We start from the raw sequence: 25232 nt of genomic DNA on the forward strand, positions 1-25232 counted from the left end.
ACAGCTCAGGGGCTAAGGCACCATTTTTTCGTTATTGATAAAGTAAAATTGACAGTTTAGATACTTTACCCGTAAAGTTGCTTATTATGCAGATTGAAACGGAGGAGAACAGATGCAATTCATTAATAATCTACTTCTGGATATGGAACTAGATCCTAGATTAGTACAATATCTTTCGATTATAATCAAGATTTTGCTAATAGGGCTTATCTGTATCGTAGCGAATTTTATTTCAAAGAAAATAGTGATCAGGATTATTACTCGTATCGTTACAAACTCCAAAGTCAAGTGGGGTAAAGTCATTTTGGAAAGACAAGTTTTTCGAAAGTTATCCCACATTGTTCCTGCGATCATTATTTATTCGTTTTCTTCAACCTTTCCAACCTATCAATCAGTTATCGGAAAATTGGCCATTACCTATATCATTATTGTAGGGTTAGTGTTTATTCAAAGCTTACTTAATGCACTTAATGATATTTATCAAACCTTTGAAATATCCAAGGTTAAGCCTATTAAAGGATATATTCAGGTGGTTAACATTATTATCATGACTCTCGGGTTCATCTTAGTCATCTCGAACCTAATAGGGGAGAGTCCTCTTATCATATTAAGTGGTATTGGTGCTCTCTCGGCAGTTTTGATGTTAGTATTTAAAGATTCGTTATTAGGTCTAGTGGCAGGAATTCAGTTAACGACCAATGATATGGTTCGGGTTGGTGACTGGATTGAAGTGCCAAAGTATGGAGCAGATGGTGACATTATTGATATTTCTTTAAATACCGTACAGGTTCAAAATTTTGACAAAACGATTACGATGATACCAAGTTATGCCCTTATTTCCGATTCTTTTATAAACTGGAGAGGGATGCAAAGCTCAGGCGGCCGACGAATCAAGCGCCCTTTGTATATAGATACCAGCAGTATCACGTTTTGCACTGAGGAAATGATTGAGAAATTTATAAAAGTTCATTACCTTTCAGACTTCATTATTCAAAAGGAAAAGGAAATTACTGAGTACAATGCCAAAAATGAAATAGATCGGAACAATCGTGTGAATGGTAGGGCCCTTACCAATATCGGTGTTTTTAGGGTGTATATCAGCAATTACCTCAAGAATCACCATGGAATCAATCAGAATATGTCCTTAATGGTTAGACAGCTGGGACATAGTGAACACGGGTTGCCTATAGAAATTTATGCATTTACCAATGACGTACAGTGGGCAGTATATGAATCTGTGCAATCTGATATCTTTGACCATCTATTTGCAGTTGCACCAGAGTTTGGACTTAGAGTATTCCAGAATCCATCTGGGGCTGATTTAAGAAACATGGTAGAAGAATCGAGCAACAAAGCCTTGATTGGCGAAAGAAGCTATTGAAATAATCAATCACCGAAACAAAACCGACTGTTTTAAATAACACAGTCGGTTTATTCTAATTCAAGAGACTACTTTGGTAATCCTTTATACCTTGCCGTTGTCAAGTTTTGTATGTATTCCTCAAGCGCAGGCATTTCCGCTTCTCTGGCTATTCTTATGGATAATTTAATATCATAATGATATAAATTCATGCAATCGTATATTCTAGATTAAAATATAAAATAAAGATTTATTTTATATTTTTAACAAAAATGACCGTTGTTAACTATAAAAAGCTAAAATATACCCACTTATTATAACAGCATTAATTATAGCTCACAAAAGACTCACCAACATCCCATGTGTTGCCACTTACACTCGGGACATGTGGAGTGAATCTCACAGCTCATTTTAAAGAAAGGCAACTAACCTATTGGGGTTGTTGCCTTTTAGTTTTCTTGCAACGGATTAACAAAGCTATATAAATTAATAGGTGAAAGTGTGAAACAAGACAATCAATATATTGATTGAATCAGTCTGTCGAGAAAGTCTCGACAGATTTTATTATTTTATGAATATTTAAACAATTAATCACTTTAATTTACTATAATATAAGTAATTAAACGAATAATGGGTGGTAAATAAAAAGGTATTAAAATAAAAGTATCCTCACAAAACGAATATGAATTTGTGAAAGGTATTCCCCTTGTCAGGGTTGACTAGACTTGTAGCGAACTGAAAGAAGCATAGTAGGTAAAATAAGAAAGGATGACAAAATGCCAGAAATAAAAGATGAAATCATTTTAAGAGGGCTTAAAGAAAATAACTTAAAAAACGTAGATTTAAACATACCAAAAGAAAAAATCATCGTATTTACTGGTCTTTCAGGCTCTGGAAAGAGCTCAGTTGTTTTTGATACATTAGCAACAGAAAGTAGAAGACAAATGACTTTGAACTATCCTCACTATGTCAGATATCAAATGCCAAGGTACGAAAGACCCCACGCCGATCTTATGCAAAACTTAAGCCCAGTTATCGTAGTAGAGCAAAGACCGATAGGAGGCAATTCCCGTTCAACACTTGGCACCTATATGGATATAAATCCACTCATTAGACTTTTATTTTCAAGAATAGGAAAACCATCAATAGGTTCTGCCAGTGATTTTTTGAGCCAAAGTTCCTTTGGAAGATGTCCAGAATGTAGTGGATTTGGGGAGGTCATTTCGCCGGACCTAAATAAGATGGTCGACTTGGATAAGTCACTTCGAGGTTATGCAGTGAGATTTAAGCCATTATCGCCTTCGGGTTGGCAAGGTAATTGGATGATGACTTGCGGATTATTCGATCCAGATAAACCCATAAAAGACTATTCAGAAGAAAAACTCCATCTACTATTATATGGCCCTCGAGAAGGTGAAAAAGTCAATGCACCGTTTCACACAAAACATGGACCTCAAAAACATGATTGGGATGGGTTATTGCCTAGGTTTACGCGCCTCTATATAAATAGAGATATCTCAAAGCTAAAAGGAGTAACCCAAGATGACGTCTTAGCAGTATCAAAACATTCATTATGCCCAACTTGCCAAGGTTCAGGACTAAACCCAAAGGTATTGGAATGTAGAATAAATGGTTTAAATATCGCAGAATACGATCGATTAGAGCTTACAGAACTACTGGAAGAACTAAAGAACATAAAAGATCCATTGGGAGAATATATAGCACTGCAAGTAATCCCACATATAAAACAATTAGTTGAAATGGGATTAGGATATTTGAGTCTGTCAAGAAAAATAGGCACCCTGTCTGGTGGCGAAGCTCAAAGGGGAAAAATCGCTCGTCAATTAGGGAGCAGTCTAAACAATATCACATACATTTTCGACGAACCAAGTGCAGGACTCCATCCAGAAGAAGTGGATATGTTAATACAAATGCTAAAAAGGCTAAAAGACCAACATAATACTGTCATCGTAATCGAACACGATCTATCAGTAATAAAAGTAGCGGATGAAATAATAGAGATGGGACCAGAAGCAGGTGTAAACGGAGGAGAAGTTGTCTACCAAGGAAAATTAGAAGGACTAAAAAACTCTCCAACCGCAACAACTCTAAACCACAAGCTAAAAATAAACAAAAATCCAAGAGATATAAAAAGTTATTTTACAATAAAAAGAGCAAGTAACAATAACTTAAAGAATATAAGCGTAAATATTCCTAAAAATGTCTTAGTCTCTATATGTGGAGTATCTGGTTCAGGTAAAAGTTCCTTAATGTTGGAAGCATTCACAGAAAGTTATCCAGAAACCATAATGGTTGGGCAAGGCAGTATAGGAATTTCTAACCGTTCAACGCTGGCTACATATATGGGAATAATGGACGATATTCGCTCAATATTTTCAAAAGAGACAGGGCAACCAGCGGGTTTGTTCAGCTTTAACTCCTTAGGAGCATGTCCGATCTGCAATGGAAAAGGAGTAATAGCGCCAGACGTAGCATTTGCAGATCCAGTGACAATCTCATGTGAAGCATGTGACGGTACGAGATATTCAGAAGAAGCGCTTGTCTATCGATATCGAGATAAAAATATAGTAAAGATTTTAGATTTAACTATAGACGAGGCTATTAACTATTTCAAAGTACCAAAGATTATAAAAAGGGTGAATACGTTAAAAGACGTAGGATTAGGGTATCTAACCTTAGGACAGACGACAAGTTCTCTAAGCGGAGGAGAAATCCAGCGTCTAAAACTCGCAAGCCACTTACAAAAAGAAGGACAAATCTATCTATTAGACGAGCCATCCTTAGGACTACACACAGAAGATAATGAAAAACTCTTAGACGTATTTCAAAATCTCGTAAACAGAGGTAATTCTGTCATCATAATCGAACACAATCTAAGCTTTATAGCGGCGAGCGACTGGGTAATAGAATTGGGTCCAGGAGGAGGCAAACAAGGTGGACAAATTATATTAGAAGGTCCACCAGAAGGAATGTTAAATGCAGAGACATTGACAGCGAAATGGTTAAAGGATGGAGTTAGAAAAGATTTCACTCAAAATTAAGTCAGAGGAAACAGAAAAGAGCATTTTTATTAACGATTAGCAGGATTGAGTTTTGCGAAAATAGTTAAACAATTTGGCAAAGGTTTACTGAATACGCAAATATTTAAGAACAAGCTAGAAAAGAAGGTGATAATGAAGAAAATTTAAAAAAGTAGTTCAAAACTCTTTTGTTATTTTGTATAAGAGTTATGTGATATCGCATGTGGAGTGCTGTTCACTACTCATAAGGAAAGATAAATAATAGAGATGTAACAGTAAGTAAAGAGTCTTTCAATTGCGGAAAGGCTCTTTGGTTTGTATACATGGGAGAAACTTTCATGGATGGAATAAATCAAAAGGTGAAGACTGGCAGTAAGTTCGCAAATTTTATAAGTACCATAAGGAAGAACTATTAGAATGTAAAGTGCGACGCAGGAATTATCGAGGGATACTAAAGGTATTATTGGACTATTTAATAATAATCTGGTGAAGATACTGCGAACAATGCAAAAGAATTCTTAGCAATGTTTAGTATAGAATATGCAGGACTATCCCCAAGGCAGCTTGATTTATTTTTGTAGATATAATCTTTGAAAATTAAAGGACTGTATAGATTCGTTTATAGAATCTATACAGTCCTCTGTTAATTAATTAACTCTTTGAATTCTTCCTTCAGAGCTATATTCAAAAGGAGAAGGTAATGTTTTTACAAAATCAACGGTTGCATCTACATCTATTGGGCCAACTTCTAAATCAGTAGAAAGAGCCCCAATACCGTAATTAAGGTTTCCAGTCATATAGTTGTTGACAACAACAGTGTATTCCTTCGTTTTATCAATCTTGCTTCCGTCTGGTAAGAAGATGTTTACAACCTTGCCTGTTTTAGCTGTACTGTCATAAGTATATGTGTATTTAAAGCCAGCAATATGGAAGTCAAGACCTCTATCTGTAATCTGGTTATTTAAAACTGTCTCTAGATCTGCACCGCTAAGTTTTACTTTATTTAATACATTACCAAACGGCTGAATGGCAAATAAATCACCAAATGTTACTTCACCTGCTTCTAATGGAGAGCGGACACCGCCACCATTCATCATGGCGAAGTCTGTGTTCATTGCAGCTTTCATACCATCCGCAATAAGATTTCCAAGAGCAAAATCCCCAAATTCATTAGCTACCGTTGGATAACCTTTTTCAAGGGTAGATAAAGATTGCCCAACAACTTCTGCTTTAATTGGTTCGACCTTCTCTGTATATTTTTTCATAATCGCTGCAACTTCTGGATCTGGAGTATAGTCCTTTTGATAAACAGTTTTAATCTCCGCTGATTTATTAATGATATCTCCAGTAACGCGGTCAATTTCAACTTCTACATCAGAAAAAGCAGATCCATAAGAATAGGCTTGAACAATTAGTTTGTTGTCCACTACTCGGTTTACATTTGCATGGTTGTGTGCAGCGAAGATGACATCCACTTCATCATCAATTTGTTCTGCAATTCTGCTAGCATCGAATGAAGCTGTATAACCTGTTTGGGTAGCAGGATTATGTGCAAGGACGATAATTGCTTCGATTCCCTGTCCCTTTAATTCTTCAGTATACTTATTAATGGCTTCAACTTCGTCTGTAATCTTTAATGATTCGTTTCCTTTCGTGACAATCATGGAAGGAGTTTCTTGAGTTACAACTCCGATCACACCAATTTTTTCACCTTCAATTGGGAATACGGTATAAGGATCCGTAATTAAATTTCCATCTCTTGTATCATATGCATTTGCTGCAACAAGAGGGAAGTTCATTCCGTCATAACCAACAGATCCGTTTGGATGATCTCCACCGTTCATCATACGGCGTAGTTCATCAATCCCTTCATCAAACTCGTGATTTCCGAAAGTACCTGCATCAAAACCGATATTTTCCAATATTTCAATGGTAGGCTCATCTTGGAAAAGAGCGGAAATTAATGGGCTTCCCCCAATCATATCACCTGAATGTAAAAGAAGTGTATTTGGATTTGTTGCTTCTTCTTGTTTTAATGCAGCTGCTAAGTACTCAATATGCCCAGCTGATAAATCTCCAACCTGTGTAACCGTATCTAACTGTCCGTGTAAATCATTTACTCCTAAAAGCTGAACCTTTAATCGGTCGCTATCCGAATGGCTACTCAAGTTAACATTAAAGATTCCAAAGCCTTTTGAATCGGTTTTGTGCGTATAAGAGAATGGGCTATCTTCCGTGATATATTGCTCTGCCTTTGGTGAAGTCGTAAAAGTAACATTCACATTTCCTGAGATTGGAGCAATAGACCAGTTTCCATCAGCTGTCGGGGTAATTTCTTTCACCTCAGAAATGTAGTCCATTAAAACTTGACGGTTTTCATCGGCTGAATCGACTACTAATTCACTTCCTTTTAATCCAGGGAAATTTCCTCCGCCACCAGCACGGTAATTATTTGTAACTACGATAAATTCTTGCTCAGGATCTAAAGGTTTACCATTATATTCAAGTTTCACAACACGGCTTGAGTCTGGGGTTAGAAGTGTCCCATTCGGAGCGTATTTGGCAGGCTTTGTAACATCAACTTGATATTCTACGCCATCAATTACATCAAAGTTAAATACTTGAAATGCAGGATTTATTAACGGTTGTTCAGTTGTTTTTGAAGGATCAATGGTGTTGTATTGACCGGCGGACATTTCAATCCACTCTTTAACAACCGAACCTTTTACTTTAATGGCTTTTAAAGTGTTGTCATAAAGATATAAGTCACCTGCACTACGAATCGTCAAATCACCTTTTTTGATTTCTGTGTATTCGTCAACACTATTACGACCAGCTTTAAAAGGGGCTCCTACTGATAAAATTGGAAGATCTTTTAATTCTGGCTTGTTTAGTTCAATATATTTTTCGACATACCATTTTTGTGCGTTTGTAACTACTTGAATAGACGGATCATCTTGTACGAGTGCGAAATAGCTATAAATGTCATCCGTTGTAGTACCAATTGGTGTATTAACATATTTTAAGGTCGCTTCATGATCTGCTTCCACAGCATTAACAATTGCTTGGTCTGGTTGAACAGATTCTATTTGTCTTGTGAAGGATTGGGAATTAGAAACAGACCATTTCCCTTTTACTTTTTGTAAGTTAAGATCAATAATTCCTAATGATCCACCTCCAAATCCAGCTTGTACAGCAGCAACACCGTTGATTGTTCCTTTTTCGTTATCTACTCCAGGGAGAGGTTGTCCATCGTCACCTTTGAACAATGTATCTAAACTAGCTACATTGTTTGCTGGGAATGTTTTATGAGTGTGTGAAAATGTAATGGCATCAATACCGGGTACTTTACTTAAAGCATATACTGTATCTTCAGTATTTGCTGTATTTCCACTAAAACCTGAGTGAGCTAATGCGATAATTACATCTGCTCCTTCTTTTTTCATAATAGGGATATAGTTTTTAGCTGTTTCTACGATGTTTTTGGTTATGACCTTTCCATCTAGATTAGATTTATCCCACTCATTAATTTGAGGAGGAACAAATCCGATATATCCGATTTTAATGACATTTGTTTTACCAGATTCATCTTTGACTTTTTTATTCACAATTTTATAAGGGGTATATTTATTAATATCATTAGTTGGATCATTATCATGATCATCTACATATACATTTGCATTTACAAAAGAGAAGTTTGCATCATCATATACTTCGTCTAGATACTCCAACCCATAGTTGAACTCATGGTTTCCAAGTGTCGCCATATCATAGCCCATTAAGTTCATGGCATTGATAGCTGGATGTATTTCTCCTTCCTCTAAAGGGTCAATTTTTGCTTTGTATGTACCGAGAGGATTCCCTTGTATAAGGTCACCATTATCTACGAGTACAGAGTTTTTTACTTCTGCTCGTGCTTCTTTAACAAGAGTTGCGGTTTTAGCCAGTCCCAGTTTAGGGGCCAAACTATTTTTGTAATAGTCAAAGCTTAGTAGATTTGTATGAATATCAGTCGTTTCCATGATGCGAAGTTCAACTTGTGATTGAACCTTGTCTTTAGAAGGGTTTGCAGCCATTGCATTGCCAGACAAGAAAGGAGCTGCTAACACGGTGATTGCTAGTGTACTGGACAAAATTTTCTTGCCCCTATTTCTTCTTCCTAATTTCATTATGCACTCATCCTTTTATATTTTTTGTGTTTAATAGGTCCAAAAAATAATATAGCAGAATAAATTTTAAGATAGTGTTAATTTTTAGAATACCAGGTAGATAATACTAGTTAATTTGCACTTTATCCATAAATTGGTCAATTGTGCTTACCTTTTGATTTGGTAAATTTATTTTTTTGAGAATAAATACACGGGTAGTTTGTAGGGCATTTGTGTTAATGGACCACCATTTAAAGTGAAGTAGAAAAATTGTAAATAGTAGTTTACAATTTATTAACTTACAAAAAAAGTAAGTGAGAGGAAGATTAAGAGAATATGTAAAAATTTATTTAGAGGCATTTTTAATATTTTAGTAATTTGGTTCACGTTCTAAGAAATGGGATTTTTGTTATTATCGAGTTGACTGCGTTTGCTGTGATATCAATTTTACAAAGGACATTAAAATGTTTGAGATTTTCAAGTATTGTACTATGATAAATTTGAGTTGGGCAATTGTGGCATATGGTCCTTTACTTTTGACCTATCCAAAGAACATTTTTCATAAGGAGTCGTGATCATGGCACGAGTTTTTATTTATGAAATAGCCGAGAACACTCGTGACTTTAGTCATGAGAGGTTCAGTGAACCTCCCTGAAAAAGTATTAAAGAAGAATATTAAGATATTAGCACCCGATGATGACTTTGAAAGTTCCATTCGTTTAAGATCCAAGCATCATTTTAAAAAGATTCCTGTCGTGATGAAGCAGGCAGGGGTGTAGGGATTATAAGCCGTGGAGATATTATCCATAATTTATCAAAATCAATATTTAATGAAGGATTCTAAATACTTACCAGCACCTCATGTGTTGCCACATACACACTGGACACGTTGAGACAGTTGCGCTGCTGGAACGAAAATAAGTAGTAAAAATCAAGGATCACAGGCGATATTTAATCAGATAGTTTCGTGTGTTTACGTCAGAGGAACAGAAAAGAGCATTTTTATTATAGATTAGTAGGGTTGATTTATGCGAAAATAGTTAAACAAGGCAAAGGTTTACTGAATACGCAAATATTTAAGAAAAAGTTAGAAAAGAAAGCGATCAATGAAGGCATTTTAAAAAAGTAGTGCTAAACATATTATACGAGGAGATTTAATATGAAAAATGAAAAAAGGAAGTTGTCATCTGAACAGCGTGAAGAAATACTCAAAACATTGAAAGCACGTTTTGAGAAAAACATAAATCGCCATAAAGGACTTGACTGGGCTAAAGTACAAGTGAAGCTAGAAACTAATTCTGAAAAACTGTGGTCGCTTAATGAAATGGAAATAACCGGTGGTGAACCGGATGTTATTGTTCATGATAAAGAGGCGGGCGAATACATTTTTTATGATTGTTCAGCGGAAAGTCCTAAAGGCCGCAGAAGTGTTTGTTACGACCGTGAAGCGCTAGAGTCAAGGAAAGCACACAAACCACAAAACAACGCTATTGATATGGCTGCTGACATGGGTATTGAGATTTTAATGGAAGAACAGTACCGGGAGCTGCAGAAACTTGGGAATTTCGATACTAAAACATCAAGCTGGGTGAAAACACCTGCTAATATTAGAGAACTCGGTGGGGCCATCTTTTGTGATCGTCGCTACGACACTGTCTTTGTATACCACAATGGAGCAGAGTCTTATTATGCTGCAAGAGGTTTCCGTGGTTCGTTAAGGGTCTAAAATTTGGTGTGTAACGCTGCCTGGTGAAGGGACGGGGGAACAGCAGAAGTGTCCCAATTCAAGGTACAAGCGAAGTGGGACGTTAAACTGATATGCCCCCAAAAAGTTAGAATTTATATGAAGCAGTTAATTGGCTGGTGTGAATGCGGTATTGAACCGGGCTCATTCCCGCCAATTTTTGCTTTATCCGTTTGCTATTATAGTAAGCTATATTAGGGTATGAATTTGCAAATTAAAAGTGCACAAATGGGAGATCATTATTTTCTTCGATATAATTGAACCTCGGAATGAAAGACGTCATGTTAAGTGGAACCATACCACAAGTAAATGAGGTTTCTTAATGTAATTTTAAAGAACAAAAATTCGATTCTTAGATCAATATTTCCTTTAATCAGAAACCTTAATCTTGATAAGTTCTTTTGCAATTGTCCGCTTGATTTTTAGAGGTAAGCACCTAGTCCAATTTAAAAAGAAGTATCAAAGAACAACTCAACGTTCTTGATACTTCTTTCTTGCATTTTATTTGAAGGATTAACTGTAATCTCGTTTATATTATGCTGCTTTTTGTTGTTTTTGGTCTAAGCGATGACTTAAGAAAGTTAGAAGACTTGCAAAAATAGCAAGTAGTCCACCGACCAATGTCACACTCATCAAATTTCCTTGATGGTAAACAATTCCGCCTAATGCGGAACCAAAGGCGATACCGACATTGCTTGCTACTGGCATCAGTGAAGCAGCTAGTCCTGTAGCTTTTGGTTGATAAATACCGGCAAGGTCTATCAAATAAAGCTGGGTAGATGTTGTTAAGAGGATGGCCATTAATGACATCAAACCAATGTTAACCAATCCAAAGATAAAATTATTTGTCGTCCAATATAAACTGATCAGAACAATGGCTTGAACGAGGAAAACAAACCGGAGGCGTCCGATAGCATTGTAGCTGGCAATTTTACCAGCGAGTATGTTGCTGAAAATAGAAATAAATCCGTAACCAAACAAGATCAAACTGATTGAACTACTTGGTGCTTCCATTCCTTCTAGGATCGGAACAAGATACGTATAAACGGCATACGTCGCTCCAAATCCAAGAGATGGAATGAAAAAAGCCATTAAGATTCGTGGGTGTGTTAATAAAGAAAATTGATCACGCATTGAACTGCGAACTGGACTGTGCATAGTAGGCAAAATGAAGAAAGATGCCAAAAACGCAATTCCACCGAGAAAAGTCGTTAACAGGAAGGTTGCATTCCAGTTGTACCATTCAGCGATGACAGTGCCTATTGGTACTCCAATCACGTTTGCAAGAGTAAAACCACCGAAAACGAATGATATAGCAAGTCCACGTTTGGCAATCGGCATGGTTTCACTTGCAACAATCATGGCAAGAGAAATTAAAACGCCTGTTACAATCGCAGTCATCATCCGAAGTGTAAGGAGCATGATGTAACTCGTTGAAATCACGCACAAAGCATTCAGGATGATGAATGAACCTATCAAAAACAACATCCATTTACGCTTTGGAAAATGGCTTGTTGTCGACATCACGAGTGGTGTGGCAATGGCGAACGTAATCGCAAATGCAGAAACGAGTGTGCCTGCTTTTGCATTTGTTATATGGAGACTCGAGGAAATATCGGTTAAGATCCCGATGATAACAAACTCGCTTGTCCCGAGAACAAATGTTAATAAAGTAAGTGTTAAGATGAGTAACCAATGTCGCTTGGATAATTTTGTGTCGTGCATAAATACCTCTTTTCTTAGATGAATGTAAATGTGTCACAGGGTAGATAAACAGTTTAACTATCATACCATAAAACATTTTTACGAGGAAAACCCTTGTTTAGTTATCGTTGATCATTTCTATAAAAATTGATGAACGATATGTCTTTCAGTGATGGCTCATTCTTTCATTCCAGGAGAAAAATTGACTGCTAGTAAGGCAATTGGGCTCTTGATCGGAATATGTAGGTTGTTTTTAGCAATGGATATTCAGTTTGGAGGAAATATATGGGCACCTATTCTTGCGTTAAGCTCTGCAGTAACATGGGCGCTTTCCAGTTTAATTTTCAAAAGAAATGGCAAGGCTGTGACACTATTCAATTTACTACATGGCAAATGGGAGCGGGAGCTATTGGCTTGTTTACTTATTCGATCAGTTTTGAACATGGTCAGTCACCTTGGAGTCTGGCTGTAGTATACCTTTTATATTCTGGCGTTTTGGTATCTGCATTAGCTTTTGTTATCTGGTCTCATCTTCTTTCTAAAATGGAAGCTAGTAAAGCATCGATTTCTTTGCTAATAGTATCCGTAGTTGGTACTCTGTCAGGGTTTTTATTTTTAAAAGAGGATTTAACTACTATTACATTGTTAGGAATAACTTTGGCACTTTTAGGAGTTTGGTTGGTAAATCGTACAGGCTCTACCCGTACCACATTTACAAGATTAACAGGTAAATAAGATAAAGTGAATAGATTGCTGTGTCAGCTGTATAAGTGACTACTATTTTACATGAGAATCTCTCTTTTTAATGCAATTTTTTGGGTGGAAATCAGATAATCAACACACGTAATATTATATTAGTAAACAAATAAAAAACAATTGTTAAAAATATTAACAGTTGTTTTTTATTTGTTGACGAGACTTTAAATCGTTGCTATTATAAGTATAAATTTAATGTAGGATTATGTCGTATAATATTGGGGATATGGCCCAAAAGTTTCTACCGAGCCGCCGTAAAGGGCTTGACTACGAGCTGAGTTTTAATTGAAAGAGGGAGTCTCTTTCTTATTTACTCATGCCCTAGTTAAGCGCTCCGGTAGATATCGGAGCGTTTTTTTATCGTTTAAGTAATATTTAATTCTAGATTTTATTATGCGAAATGATATACTAAGCAAATTTTGTTCGCTCTTAATGTGTAATAAAGTGTGCCCCATTCCAGGGCTAGGAAAACAGTTGGATCAATTCGTAAAGCAAAATAAAAATTCAATTTGGAAGGATTGAGAAAGAATGAAAAAGAAGATTTACTTTAATCATGATGGCGGTGTAGATGATCTTGTTTCTCTATTTTTATTACTACAAATGGATAACATTGAACTAACTGGTGTTTCCGTCATTCCAGCTGATTGTTATTTAGAACCAGCTATGTTTGCAAGCCGGAAAATCATTGATCGCTTTGGAAAAGGAAGTCTAGATGTAGCAGAGTCAAATTCTCGTGGAAAAAATCCTTTTCCTAAAGATTGGCGTTTGCACGCTTTCTTTGTGGATGCCTTGCCAATATTAAATGAATCCGGAAAGATTGTTACACCAGTAGCGGAGAAACCAGCACATCTTCATATGATAGATGCGATTCACGCTTCAGATGAAAAAACTACTCTTTTATTCACCGGTCCACTTACGGATCTTGCTCGTGCACTAGATGAAGACCCTTCTATTGAAGAAAAAATCGATCGACTCGTATGGATGGGCGGCACATTTCGTGATGTAGGAAATGTGGAAGAGCCCGAACACGATGGGACAGCGGAATGGAATGTGTTTTGGGACCCCGAAGCAGCTGGTCGAGTATGGAAAAGTAGTATAGAAATTGATTTAGTAGCGCTTGAAAGCACTAGCCAGGTACCTCTTACAGTAGATATACGTAATCGTTGGGCATCTGAACGCAAACACCTTGGTGTTGATTTTATTGGCCAATGTTATGCGATGTGCCCGCCGTTGGTTCATTTTACAACAAACTCAACATATTTTTTATGGGACGTCTTAACAACAGCATTTGTTGGTAATAGTGATCTTGTAAAAGTGAAAAGAATTAATAGTATCGTGCATACAGATGGGCCGAGTCAAGGGCGTACAGAAGAAACAGACAATGGTCGCCCAGTAAATGTGGTTTATGATGTAAATTCTAATGCTTTCTTCGATTATATTACCGAATTATCTAAAAAAGCTTAATCTATAACATACAGATTTTGAAATAGATAGTAAATTAACATGAAATTACAGTCTTTGTTAAAGTTAATAACTATCTTGAAAGCTTAAAGAACATTCGTGTTTGTGAACCATTGATCGTAATACATTTAGAGAGAAGTTCTAAATGTATTACGATCAATATAAATGATAGTATTTTTTATAGAAAAAATTATAGTGTGAGTAAGTCAAATACCAATATCATAGATATAATTACCGGAATTTTTAGAAAATAAATACATGGCTCTAATTTAATATCAAGATTTTAAAAAATTTAGTTTCAGCACAAAAAAGCATTGTTGGAGGAAAAAATGACTATAAAATCACGACTTAAAATTATGATGTCTCTTCAGTTTTTTATTTGGGGATGTTGGCTTGTTACACTTGGCTCATATATGTTCAATACTTTGCAATTTACTGGCACACAAGTTGGAGGTGTTTATAGCTCAATAGGGCTTGCTTCTCTTCTAATGCCAAGTCTTGTAGGGATTATTGCAGATCGTTGGATAAAAGCAAATAGATTATATGGAATTTGCCATTTCCTTGGAGCGATTTTCTTATTTTCAGCTGCAGGGATTTCAGATCCTAATCTCATGTTTTGGGCTATGCTTTTTAACGCAATGGTTTACATGCCGACGATTTCTTTATCTTATACGATTTCATATTTTTGCCTAGAAAAAGAAGGACTTGATACAACGAAAGACTTCCCTTCTGTTCGTGTTTTTGGAACAATTAGTTTTATTCTTGCGATGTGGATAATTAGTCTTGGTGGATTTGAGCTAAGCAATATCCAGCTATACATGGCTGCGGGGGCTTCATTCTTACTTGCACTTTATTCATTTACACTGCCAGATAATCCAACATCAAATGTCAAAAAGGATAAGTCGTTAGTAAGTCTTTTAGGTCTAGATGCTTTTGTATTATTTAAGCAAAAGAGAATGGCTATCTTTTTCATTTTTGCTATGCTGTTAGGTGCTGCATTGCAAATTAATCTTGTATTTGCTGATCCATTTTTACATGATTTTGCGCTGAGCCCTGACTATACAGATAGTCTTGTTGTTAAATATCCAGCCATTTTATTATCAATGGGACAAATTGCTGAAGTGTTCTTTATTCTTGCCATTCCTTTTTTCTTACGTAAATTTGGGATTAAGACGGTAATGTTGTTGAGTATGGTGGCGTGGACATTACGCTTTATTCTTTTCGCCTATGGAGACCCATCAAGTGTAGGTGTCATCTTATTGCTATTATCAATGGTTGTATATGGTGCTGCATTTGACTTCTTTAATATTTCCGGCTCTATTTTTGTTGAAAAGGAAGTGGATAGTCGAATTCGTGGAAGTGCACAAGGCTTATTTATGACAATGGTCAACGGAATCGGTACCTATTTAGGCGCTGTTCTTAGTGGGAAAATGGTGGATTATTTTACGATTAACGGAGTGAAGGATTGGCAAAGTATCTGGTTAGTTTTTGCAGCATACACATTCGTCCTTGCAATCATTTTTGCTGTAAGTTTTAAATACAAGAATGACCATAATGGAATTAAGAATGTAAATAATGTTGCTTAATAGATATTCTAGATCATTTTTGTTTTTGCTTTGAAACGATATTTGGTTTGAAATGTAATCTCTGTGCCTGTCACCACTCGGGTTATGTAGAATTATGCCGAGATTTATAAGGCTACATTAGTGCTATTGGCAGTCCGAGTCTATCCTTAGCACTTGGGGGAAACTTGAAAAGTATCACGGTGTTTGTACATTATTTAGAGTAACCTTCTTCCTAATAACCATTTCAGGCTGTAAGGGGGGTTCCTTTTTTCTTCAAATTGTTTAACTCACCAGTATCCTATGTGTTGCCACATACACTCCGCGCATGTGGAGACGGTCTCTTTGCTAGTGAAAAAGTAAAAAAACAACCCTTGAAAATGCTGTATTTACAGCATTTTCAAGGGTTGTTTTTTTGAGGGAATTGAAGGATTTTTATTAGGTATTATGGTTGCAACACTTGGAATAAATAGTTCTCCTGTAATTGCACTATATATAGTAAATCTCGATTCCGAATCTACTGAAATAATATATAAATTAATGAGAGATATAAATAGAAAGTTCAGTACGACTTTTGTAGTAATAACCTATGATAAAAAAATAGCTGAGAAGGCTGATAGAATAGTAGGAATTAAAGATCATATCCAAATAGAAGTATAGAAATATAGGTAAGTTATCTAAATATAAGGAATATTGTTGACAATGGAAACCTATGATGCTAACATTTTTATAAACTGAAGACGAGGGAGTTAAACTGTTAAACGATCTCTCAGCGAATCCGGGATGGTGTAAGCCGGACAGATGCAGTAACAGCCAAGTGGGCCTCAGAGGGCGAAGCGAAAAAAATTTTTAGTAGCTTAGACGTATAGCCAGCGTTATAGGGCTAAGGGTGTTTGTGTGAGCACTCTGCAGAGAGGGTATGTATGATACATATCAAACAAGGTGGTACCGCAAGTTAACACTTGTCCTTGAATTATTATTTAAGGATAGGTGTTTTTTATTATTTTATGGGCCAAAACGACTGTAAGTAAGCAGGATATAATTGTTGCGGAGAAACCCTATTCGTTATGTATGAAAGTAGGAAATCTCAGAATTATAAAGAAGAAAAGGAGAATGAAAAAAGTAATGAAAGTAGCAGGTTTATTAATTATAAATGTTGATAGGAGTACGTGTCATGGATGATAAATTTATGCTATATAACTTAAAAGTAGAAGTTGTAGGTACAGATAAACCAATGGTTTGCAAGCATAAGGAAGGTGGCTATTTCTTAGTTATAGGGGAAGACCTTATCTTCCCAGAAAGTAATTCATTTTCAATGTATGCCTTAAGCGCTATTTTGCCGTTACTGCCTGCAAAGCAACGAGTATTACACGCTAATGACTGGATGTTGTCTGATAGTGTAATTGCCTGCCCAGATCCAAACTGTGGGGCTAGATTTAAAATAACTCGTATCGGAACTCAAGAATTTAGTCATGCTGAATGCACAACAGAGCCTATATATAAAGGAGATAATAAATAATGGTAGAACGATTCGAATTAGCAAAAGATTATACGATCAGTAGAGTGATCAACGGGTGTTGGCAACTATCGGAAGGTCATAGCTTAGAATCTAATTTAGACAAGCAAGATATAATGAGGGCCTTCCATATGCTTGTCGAAAAAGGATTTACGACATTTGATTGTGCTGATATATATACAGGTACTGAAGAACTCCTAGGTGAATTCTCAAAGCAACTTAAGCATGGAAGCACCATTTCACCCAATGATATTCAAATTCATACTAAGTATGTACCTGATATCAATTTACTTAGTGATGTCGATTTTACATATACAGAAAAAATCATTGACAGAAGCCTTAAACGGCAAAATCGAGATGTATTAGATCTAGTGCAGTTTCATTGGTGGGATTACGATGTGCCCGGCTATATCGAGACAGCTAGGGATCTGTTAAGACTAAAGGAAAAAGGGAAAATACGTAATATCGCTGTTACAAACTTTGATACGAAACATTTGAAAGAAATCGTTGATGCTGGGATACCGATTGTGTCTTGTCAAAATCAATACTCGGTTTTTGATAGACGTCCAGAGAAAGAATTATTAGATTATTGTAAAAGTAAAGGGATTTCCCTGCTATGCTATGGTACATTATCAGGTGGTTTATTAGCAGAAAAATGGATCGGCAAACCATCTATACAGCCCGAAACACGCTCACATGTTAAATATCTTCAGGTGATTGAAGAGACTTTGGGTTGGGATAGCTATCAGGAATTGTTGTTATTGTTACAAAGAATCGCTAAAAAGCATTCTGTCAGCGTCGCTCATGTTGCTACAAAATATATCTTAAGTCAACAAGGTGTTGGGGCCACAATTATTGGAGTTAGAAATAGCAGCCACGTTGAGTCAAATGCACACATATTTACTTTCGAACTCGATCGTTCTGATATTAAAGAACTAAATCAATTCTTAGATAATTATCCAATATTAGATGGTGAACCTTTTGAGTTAGAGCGTACGGCTGATTCAAAATTCCGAAATATTATGAAGATGAATTTGAATGAAGAATAATTATACCAAACGATCTTAACGCAGTTTTTTTGGTGTTGCGACGATTAAACAAGAGTACACGTTTAATACATAAGAGGGAGTTTCTATATGGATAAAAAACTTGAATTTAGAGGTGGCTGGGGAGTTGCGTTTATTCCAGTCGTTATTTTTCTGTTTTTCTGCATATTGTATTTTATCGTTTTTAAAGCGTTTGAAATGTATGCACTCGCAATGGGTGCTTTCGTCGCACTTATGGTGGGTGCAATTTTTGTCAAAAAGGGTAACTATGAACGATTCTGGGATTCAGTCTATGAAGGCGTAAGGGAAGCCGTACCGATTGCAATTCTGCTGTTCGTCATCGGAATGTTCTCGGAGCTGATCAAAACTACTAACATTTCGGCAGGTTTCGTGTGGCTTGCCGACTTGCTAGGCGTGGATGGAGGGTTATTCACTGCGTTCACATTCTTAGCAATTTGTATCATTTCTACTGCTACTGGATCATCCATCGGATCAATGTTTACCTGCTTCCCTATTTTCTACCCGGCAGGAGTATTGTTGGGATGCGATCCTGCCGTTCTTGCGGGCGCAATTGTCAGTGCTTCTATTTTTGGTGATAACTTAGCACCAATATCAGATACCACCATCATCTCTGCAGGAACTCAAGAATACACAAAAAAAGAAGGTTTTGCTGAAGTGGGTGGCTGTGTTGCCAGTCGGCTGAAGTATTCCTTGGTCGCAGGTGTTATCTCTTTTGTTCTGTTCTGGATCTTTGGTGGTGGCGGCACGGTAGGTGCAGGCGCTTCAGATATCCTTGCGAAAAACATGAATCCCATCACACTGGTCATGCTGGTTCCGGTAGTCATCATGTTAATCGTAGCAATCAAAACTCGCAATATTTATAAGGCAATTACTATAGGCATCATTTTAGGGACAATAACAGGTTTAGCGTTTAATCTCTTAACTTTCGACAATATTATCTCAGTTGCGGATGGTACTCCGGTAGGATTCCTAACGGGCGGCATCAGCAGCATGATGGCAACAGTTACGCTAGTTATTTCAGTCTACGGTATAATGGGTGTGCTCAACGGTGCGGGAGTGCTTGAAAAAGTCACAAATGGCATACTTAACAGTAAAATGGGCAAGACGGTTCGCGGTGCTGAAATCGCTATGATGTTAGGTATCTCGTTTACAACTTTAATCTTCGGTGGTGTAACTAGTGCATCGATGACGACATTTGGAAAAGTACAGAATGAGATTGGCAAACGTGTTGGTTTGCATCCATACCGTCGTGCCAATCTACTTGATGGTTTTGCTAATTCTATCGTACTAGTAATCCCTTTTTTGAGTGTTTTTGTATTCCTCGGTGCTTTGCTGACACAAGGTTATGATTTTGTTGCACCGCTTTTACTAACACAAATCAGCAGCGGTATGATTTATTGCATGGTACTGTTCTTGGTTCTATTGTTCTCAGTTATAACGGGATGGGGCCGCAAATATGAAGGCCTGGAGGGGAAAGCAGTTAGCAATCCTCAAGATTAGTAAACAAGATACCAAGTCCGGCTCTCATAATATGGTGAGAGCCTTTTTTTATATCGATCGTTTATCGTCACAGTGAGAGCGACTGAGCGATGTCGCAATATATAGCGGGTGGAATTCCCGTCGGGGAAGAACTAGCCACTCACTTGTATCGAATCTTGGAGGGCAACTTGTAGCTGTAGTCTTTAATCGTAGACAGTTAGATGATGGGCCGTAAGCCAATTGGTTAAAGGGATTGCTCCGTAATACACATGAGTGTGCTGATGCGTTTCACTGTGTAGAAGGCAAAATTTCTATAATAGATAATGCGATATGGTAGAAATTTCTCCGGAGTCAGCGACCATGGCAACACAACAATTGTGAAAGAAATCGTGAGAGAAAATCTTTATTTTAAACCGATAAAAAACGTGAAAAAGCGGGAGAAAAGGAAAGAGTTTATTTTACTAGCGAAAGCGCGGTACATATAAAATTTTGTCTACTTTCTAGACCTAATACCAAAATACTAGTTTTGGTGTGTATAATAAATGTAGGAATATTTGTAAATATGATTTGCGTTAGAGGTGAACATGTGACAACTAAAGAATTGAGTAAAATTGTTATTGTAGATGATGAAATTTTAATAAGGCAAGGCATAAAACATTACCTTAATTGGGAGCAAGAAGGTTTTCAAATTGTCGGAGAAGCTTCTAATGGAAAGGAGGCACTTGAAATCATTGAACGAACCCATCCACAAATTGTTATAACCGATATTGTAATGCCTATTATGGATGGAGAAGAATTGACAAGAATAGTTAAATCAAAATATCCAGATATCGAAATTATTATACTAAGTAGTTTTGGGGAATTTGACTACGTTCGTTCTACCTTTCAAAGTGGAGTTGTTGATTATATATTAAAGCCTAAGCTTGATGCAAATACGCTATTAGAAGTGCTAAATAAGGCAGTGAGTAGAATTCCAACTCCTGAATCGAATGGGACAAAACAGCAGGAGCGAATGTCTGTAAATCATATAGTTGAAAAGTTAATTTCTGGTTATGAAGCGGATTATGATGCAGAGCTACTAACTAGGGTGTTTCTCTATGATAGCTTCTATTTATTAGGTGTAGTGTTTAGTCGGAATATTCCTAGAGGAGATCTTATTCAAGTTCAAGATAGTATCACACAACATTACCAATCTTATCTAGATCAAGCAACATTTCATACCATTACCTTTGATAGAAATGAAATCGCATTCATACTGAACGTAAACAAAGATAAGTCCCAGGAGGTCATTGATTTCGCAAAAAGAGTTGCGGGAAATCATACAAATTCGGGCTTTGTTCTAAGTGAACAATTCTCTGATTTATCACAAATAGGGCCTATCTATAATGAAAAGGTATCAAAATTGATCCAATATAAATTTTATTTCCCTCACATCCCTCTTTTAAGGGAACAGGATTTACAACGAGAAATACCAACTATTGAAGCTTTTGAAATCGAGTGGTTCACAAACGAATGGAAGCATAGTCGCTTTCAGGAGGCTTTCAGCTATTTACAGGAATATGTATCTGAATTTTCTAAATGTTACACAACGGATGTATTCGAATTTAAATCATTCTTTGAAAATATCATTTTTCATATTAATGTAATTCTAAATAATATGGAATACGATGTAGCTGAAATAGGAAGTTCCAAGTATGAGTATTTAAGGTCCATTAACGAGGCCAATTCATCCAGTGAGACAGTAGAACAACTAAATAAATTTATTAGTCAAGTGAACAAATGCTTACATGCGGAGAGAAATCAACCTAGTAATTTAAAAATGAAAAAACTCCTGCAATATATTGAAGACCATTATGCAGATCCACTCAGCCTTACAGATGTAGCAGAGCATTTTCATTTTAATCCTTCCTATTTGTCTAACTATTTTTCTACAAATAATAAAGAAGGGTTTGTTGAGTATTTGAATAAGGTTCGAATTGAAAAAGCTTCACAGCTCCTACTTAAGGATTCAGCATCCATTTCAGAAATTAGTGGAATAGTAGGTTATTCAGATCATAGCTATTTCTGTAAAGTATTTAAAAAGATAAATGGAATGTCACCTAGTAAATTTAGAAAAAAACACATTTGAGGATAAGAGATGAGGTATAAATGAGAATAATAACGAATCGAATTAAACATAACAGTTTATTTTTTAAAATGTTTCTTATTACCATACTAATCATTGTTACTATATCCTTCCTTATAACCTGGACTACATTTCGTATGTCAGAGAAGTTTTTTATTGATCGGTTTAGTTTTAACAATAGCAAGGTTATAGATCAGATAAAGGAGAGTTTAGGTACGTTTCAATATTCAATTGTTATCGCTTCAAATAACCTTATGAACAATGGAACGATTAAGAGTTTTCTCTCAGGTAAGCACTCAAACAAACAGTTGGGCACATATTATTATAATGTCAAAAAACAGATGGGCAATATAAAAACAAGTGTAGAAGCTTATGATGTAGGGATCTTGGTCTACGGTATTAATGGTATTAGTTTTGCAACAGAAAGATCTTCATGGTCTGTATCCGATAAAGAACTACAGAATCACTCTATTACCGCAAATGCACTCAAGCAGCCTAATAAACTGTTATTTCATCTAGAACAATCAAAAGATCAAACACAGGGTGAGGAGGTTATTATTGCTACAAAGGCCTTTATGGAACCAACTTCAAAATATATTTATGGAACGATGTACTTTACGATTCGAGAAAAGGATTTTAGAAAGTTTTATAGTAGTTATACAAGCTTAGGTAATGATGTGTTAGTTATGGATCAGACAGGTACCATTTTATCAAGTAATCGTAATGAGTTCATTGGAAATAAAGAAGTTGAGCTCATGGATTATGCGATCCAATTAGAGGATCAGCAAATGGATTATATGGATGCAGATTTTAAGGGTAAGGACCATCTTATTATGATTGAATATCTACCTACCTTTGATTTGTATTTGGTAAATTTAATTGATAAGAAAGCTGCTTTTGGAAATATCATTGATAAAAAGTCAATCGTACTTATTAGTATTCTATTCATCTTTCTAGCAATTATCATTGTGTTTTTTGCTTCTAGAAAGGTAACAAATTCGTTGTCAAATCTAGTAAAACAAATTGAAAATACCCCAAAAAATGACTTTGATCATTATATACCTGTAACAGGTACGTACGAAACGAGACAAATTGGTCAAGCCTTTAACTCAATGCTTGATGAACTTCATGAGTATGTTGATAAGCTTGTACTTATCCAGAATCAGAAACGTAATGCGGAATTAGCAGCATTGCAGCAGCAGATAAATCCACATTTCTTATATAATACGTTAACTTCAATCAAATTCATGGTGCAACAGGGTGGAAAGGAAGAAGCAACCGAAACCGTTAATGCGTTTATATCCTTATTACAAAATACATTAGGCAATATTAGTGAAACCATAACCGTTAGGCAAGAAATAGATAATTTAAAAAGCTACGTCTTAATTAATCAGAAGCGCTATGGAGAACGAATTAGAGTGAATTATTTTATAGAGCCAAAGTGCTTTGAAACCCAAATTCCCAAACTAATTTTACAACCCTTTATTGAAAATTCTTTCTTTCATGGTTTCAATAAAAAAAGTGGAGGGACGATTAATGTCCTCGTTTGGGAGGAAGGAGCAACCCTTATTTGCGAGGTATTGGATAATGGTGACGGAATGGAAGTATCAGCAGATAACAAACTTCCGGATACGAGGCGCAAGCAGGAGATGTTCAGTGGGATTGGAGTTCGAAACGTCGATGAGCGTATTCAGTTGATTTATGGTGAAGCGTATGGTGTTTCAATCTCAAGTAAGATAGGTGAAGGGACCAAAGTTCGCATCTCACTACCAGTACAAAAAAACTAAAAATAGTCATAGAACCTAAAAATAGTCCAAACGAATAAGTGGGTGTATATTTACTTTCTAAAAATATCACAAAATTGCAAAAATATCGTCCTAACTCGTCCTCTCTAAATGATGATAACATAGTAATCGTAAGGTAGATAGCGCTTACAATATAAATAGATATAATCTTAGGGGGATTTCAGATGAAAAAACTATTAGCATTAATAATGGTAAGTATGCTTTTACTTACTGCATGTTCTTCTGGGGCTTCAAATAGTACTGAACCAGAAGGAGGCTCAAATTCAAATCAAATTACAATTTGGGCGTGGGATCCAAAATTCAACATTAAAGCAATAGAATTAGCGAAAGAAGCTTATGCTTCTGAGAATCCAGACCTTAAAGTTAATGTGATTGAAAATGCTCAAGATGACATTGTTCAAAAACTAAATACTAGTTTAAGTTCTGGTACTACTAAGGGATTGCCAAATATTGTGTTGATTGAAGATTATCGTGCAAAAAGTTTCCTTCAAGCATATCCAGATATGTTCCAACCACTAACTGGTTCTTTTGAAACAGAAGATTTTGTTCAATATAAAGTGGAAGCAACAAGTGTAGATGGCGAAAACTACGGACTTCCATTTGATACTGGAGTAACTGGATTATATGTTAGAACAGATTATTTAACAGAAGCCGGGTTTTCAATTGAAGATTTACAAAACATCGACTGGAAAGAATATATTGAAATTGGCAAGAAAGTAAAAGAAGCAACTGGTAAAAGATTGCTTACTATCGACCCAAATGAATTAGGAATTCTTCGTACAATGATTCAGTCAGCAGGTAAGTGGTATGTGAAGGAAGATGGTACTACACCTGATTTAGCAAATAATGAAGCTCTTAAACTATCTTTCGAAATTTATAAGGAACTTGTTGATAATGATTTAATGAATTTCCATTCAGACTGGAATCAGTTCTTGGCTACATTTAATGGTGGAGAGGTTGCTACAGTAACGACTGGTAACTGGATTACACCTTCAATAAAAGCGGAGGCTTCACAATCAGGAAAATGGGCAGTGGTGCCACATCCTAGTCTTCCAGGTATGAAATCCGTAAATGCTTCTAATTTAGGTGGTGCGTCATGGTACATTCTAGATGTTCCAGGTAAAGAGAATGCAGTTGATTTCCTTACAAAGACTTTTGGTTCGAATGTAGATTTATATCAAAAATTAGTTACTGAAATCGGTGTTATTGGTACTTATATCCCAGCTACTGAGGGAGAAGCGTATAAGACAGAAGATGAGTTCTTCGGTGGTCAGTCAATTATCTCAGATTTTTCAAAGTGGGCTGAAGAAATTCCGCAAGTAAACTATGGTATGCACACATATGCGATTGAGGATATTTTAATTGTTGCTATGCAAAATTACCTTGGTGGTCAAGACCTTGATAAAGTATTAGAAGATGCACAACAACAAGCGGAAACGCAAATTAAATAATTTGCCTTGAATT

The 25232-nt window shown here is 36.1% G+C and carries 16 protein-coding genes and 1 riboswitch; of the genes, 13 read left to right on the forward strand and 3 right to left on the reverse strand.

Features of this window, described 5'->3' with window-relative positions:
* The first annotated feature begins 112 nt into the window (after nucleotides 1-112).
* Both JNUCC23_RS04010 and JNUCC23_RS04015 read left to right on the forward strand, forming a co-directional pair.
* Complete coding sequence (locus JNUCC23_RS04010) at nucleotides 113-1381, forward strand: mechanosensitive ion channel family protein (RefSeq protein ID WP_403074466.1); 1269 nt, start codon at nucleotides 113-115, stop codon at nucleotides 1379-1381.
* A gap of 755 nt (nucleotides 1382-2136) precedes the next feature.
* On the forward strand, nucleotides 2137-4422 hold the full coding sequence (locus JNUCC23_RS04015; RefSeq protein WP_454214440.1) for an ATP-binding cassette domain-containing protein: 2286 nt from the start codon (nucleotides 2137-2139) through the stop codon (nucleotides 4420-4422).
* Nucleotides 4423-5048: 626 nt separating this feature from the next.
* Here JNUCC23_RS04015 and JNUCC23_RS04020 read toward each other — a convergent pair.
* Entirely contained in the window at nucleotides 5049-8570 is a 3522-nt protein-coding gene (locus tag JNUCC23_RS04020) for a bifunctional 2',3'-cyclic-nucleotide 2'-phosphodiesterase/3'-nucleotidase (RefSeq protein ID WP_454214442.1), read from the reverse strand.
* Nucleotides 8571-9708: 1138 nt separating this feature from the next.
* On the opposite strand from JNUCC23_RS04020, the gene JNUCC23_RS04025 reads away from it, so the two are divergent.
* Nucleotides 9709-10275, forward strand: a complete 567-nt coding sequence (locus tag JNUCC23_RS04025) for a DUF4256 domain-containing protein (RefSeq protein WP_454214443.1) — start codon at nucleotides 9709-9711, stop codon at nucleotides 10273-10275.
* Nucleotides 10276-10381: 106 nt separating this feature from the next.
* Here JNUCC23_RS04025 and JNUCC23_RS04030 read toward each other — a convergent pair whose 3' ends face one another.
* Both JNUCC23_RS04030 and JNUCC23_RS04035 read right to left on the reverse strand, forming a co-directional pair.
* Nucleotides 10382-10486, reverse strand: coding sequence for an IS3 family transposase (locus tag JNUCC23_RS04030; RefSeq protein ID WP_454215981.1), 105 nt, complete (start codon nucleotides 10484-10486; stop codon nucleotides 10382-10384).
* Between the two features lie 341 nt (nucleotides 10487-10827).
* Nucleotides 10828-12018, reverse strand: a complete 1191-nt coding sequence (locus JNUCC23_RS04035) for an MFS transporter (protein ID WP_062184169.1) — start codon at nucleotides 12016-12018, stop codon at nucleotides 10828-10830.
* A gap of 264 nt (nucleotides 12019-12282) precedes the next feature.
* Here JNUCC23_RS04035 and JNUCC23_RS04040 point away from each other — a divergent pair, with 264 nt between their 5' ends.
* The 10 genes from JNUCC23_RS04040 (at nucleotide 12283) to JNUCC23_RS04085 (ending at nucleotide 25219) form a co-directional block, all read left to right on the forward strand.
* Nucleotides 12283-12732 carry a DMT family transporter gene (locus tag JNUCC23_RS04040; protein WP_454214445.1) on the forward strand — a complete coding sequence of 150 codons (450 nt, stop codon included), beginning with the start codon at nucleotides 12283-12285 and terminating at the stop codon, nucleotides 12730-12732.
* A 209-nt stretch (nucleotides 12733-12941) separates the two neighbouring features.
* Nucleotides 12942-13043: riboswitch (purine riboswitch) on the forward strand.
* A gap of 238 nt (nucleotides 13044-13281) precedes the next feature.
* Nucleotides 13282-14217 (forward strand): nucleoside hydrolase, encoded by a 936-nt coding sequence (locus tag JNUCC23_RS04045; protein ID WP_403074452.1) that lies wholly within the window; start codon nucleotides 13282-13284, stop codon nucleotides 14215-14217.
* Between the two features lie 326 nt (nucleotides 14218-14543).
* Entirely contained in the window at nucleotides 14544-15800 is a 1257-nt protein-coding gene (locus JNUCC23_RS04050) for a nucleoside permease (protein WP_454214447.1), read from the forward strand.
* A gap of 423 nt (nucleotides 15801-16223) precedes the next feature.
* Nucleotides 16224-16436 (forward strand): hypothetical protein, encoded by a 213-nt coding sequence (locus JNUCC23_RS04055; protein ID WP_454214449.1) that lies wholly within the window; start codon nucleotides 16224-16226, stop codon nucleotides 16434-16436.
* A gap of 514 nt (nucleotides 16437-16950) precedes the next feature.
* Entirely contained in the window at nucleotides 16951-17295 is a 345-nt protein-coding gene (locus JNUCC23_RS04060) for a TIGR04076 family protein (RefSeq protein ID WP_403074447.1), read from the forward strand.
* Entirely contained in the window at nucleotides 17295-18341 is a 1047-nt protein-coding gene (locus JNUCC23_RS04065) for an aldo/keto reductase (protein WP_403074445.1), read from the forward strand. Before JNUCC23_RS04060 ends, JNUCC23_RS04065 begins: the two co-directional genes overlap by 1 nt.
* An 87-nt stretch (nucleotides 18342-18428) precedes the next feature.
* Nucleotides 18429-19859 (forward strand): Na+/H+ antiporter NhaC family protein, encoded by a 1431-nt coding sequence (locus JNUCC23_RS04070; protein ID WP_403074443.1) that lies wholly within the window; start codon nucleotides 18429-18431, stop codon nucleotides 19857-19859.
* Between the two features lie 565 nt (nucleotides 19860-20424).
* Nucleotides 20425-21966 carry a response regulator transcription factor gene (locus JNUCC23_RS04075; RefSeq protein WP_454214452.1) on the forward strand — a complete coding sequence of 514 codons (1542 nt, stop codon included), beginning with the start codon at nucleotides 20425-20427 and terminating at the stop codon, nucleotides 21964-21966.
* A 134-nt stretch (nucleotides 21967-22100) separates the two neighbouring features.
* Nucleotides 22101-23750, forward strand: a complete 1650-nt coding sequence (locus JNUCC23_RS04080) for a sensor histidine kinase (RefSeq protein ID WP_454214454.1) — start codon at nucleotides 22101-22103, stop codon at nucleotides 23748-23750.
* 182 nt (nucleotides 23751-23932) lie between these two features.
* Nucleotides 23933-25219 carry an ABC transporter substrate-binding protein gene (locus JNUCC23_RS04085; RefSeq protein WP_403074437.1) on the forward strand — a complete coding sequence of 429 codons (1287 nt, stop codon included), beginning with the start codon at nucleotides 23933-23935 and terminating at the stop codon, nucleotides 25217-25219.
* The last annotated feature ends 13 nt before the right edge of the window (nucleotides 25220-25232 follow it).

The organism is Peribacillus sp. JNUCC 23, assembly GCF_053653995.1.

Bases quoted from the DNA above. Each gene is read 5' to 3' on its own strand.
- JNUCC23_RS04065 (WP_403074445.1), top strand. From the start codon at position 17,295: ATGGTAGAACGATTCGAATTAGCAAAAGATTATACGATCAGTAGAGTG.
- JNUCC23_RS04025 (WP_454214443.1), top strand. From the start codon at position 9,709: ATGAAAAATGAAAAAAGGAAGTTGTCATCTGAACAGCGTGAAGAAATA.
- JNUCC23_RS04015 (WP_454214440.1), top strand. From the start codon at position 2,137: ATGCCAGAAATAAAAGATGAAATCATTTTAAGAGGGCTTAAAGAAAAT.
- JNUCC23_RS04085 (WP_403074437.1), top strand. From the start codon at position 23,933: ATGAAAAAACTATTAGCATTAATAATGGTAAGTATGCTTTTACTTACT.
- JNUCC23_RS04055 (WP_454214449.1), top strand. From the start codon at position 16,224: ATGGTTGCAACACTTGGAATAAATAGTTCTCCTGTAATTGCACTATAT.
- JNUCC23_RS04050 (WP_454214447.1), top strand. From the start codon at position 14,544: ATGACTATAAAATCACGACTTAAAATTATGATGTCTCTTCAGTTTTTT.
- JNUCC23_RS04020 (WP_454214442.1), bottom strand. From the start codon at position 8,570: ATGAAATTAGGAAGAAGAAATAGGGGCAAGAAAATTTTGTCCAGTACA.
- JNUCC23_RS04010 (WP_403074466.1), top strand. From the start codon at position 113: ATGCAATTCATTAATAATCTACTTCTGGATATGGAACTAGATCCTAGA.
- JNUCC23_RS04060 (WP_403074447.1), top strand. From the start codon at position 16,951: ATGGATGATAAATTTATGCTATATAACTTAAAAGTAGAAGTTGTAGGT.
- JNUCC23_RS04040 (WP_454214445.1), top strand. From the start codon at position 12,283: ATGGGCACCTATTCTTGCGTTAAGCTCTGCAGTAACATGGGCGCTTTC.
- JNUCC23_RS04070 (WP_403074443.1), top strand. From the start codon at position 18,429: ATGGATAAAAAACTTGAATTTAGAGGTGGCTGGGGAGTTGCGTTTATT.
- JNUCC23_RS04045 (WP_403074452.1), top strand. From the start codon at position 13,282: ATGAAAAAGAAGATTTACTTTAATCATGATGGCGGTGTAGATGATCTT.
- JNUCC23_RS04035 (WP_062184169.1), bottom strand. From the start codon at position 12,018: ATGCACGACACAAAATTATCCAAGCGACATTGGTTACTCATCTTAACA.
- JNUCC23_RS04080 (WP_454214454.1), top strand. From the start codon at position 22,101: ATGTCAGAGAAGTTTTTTATTGATCGGTTTAGTTTTAACAATAGCAAG.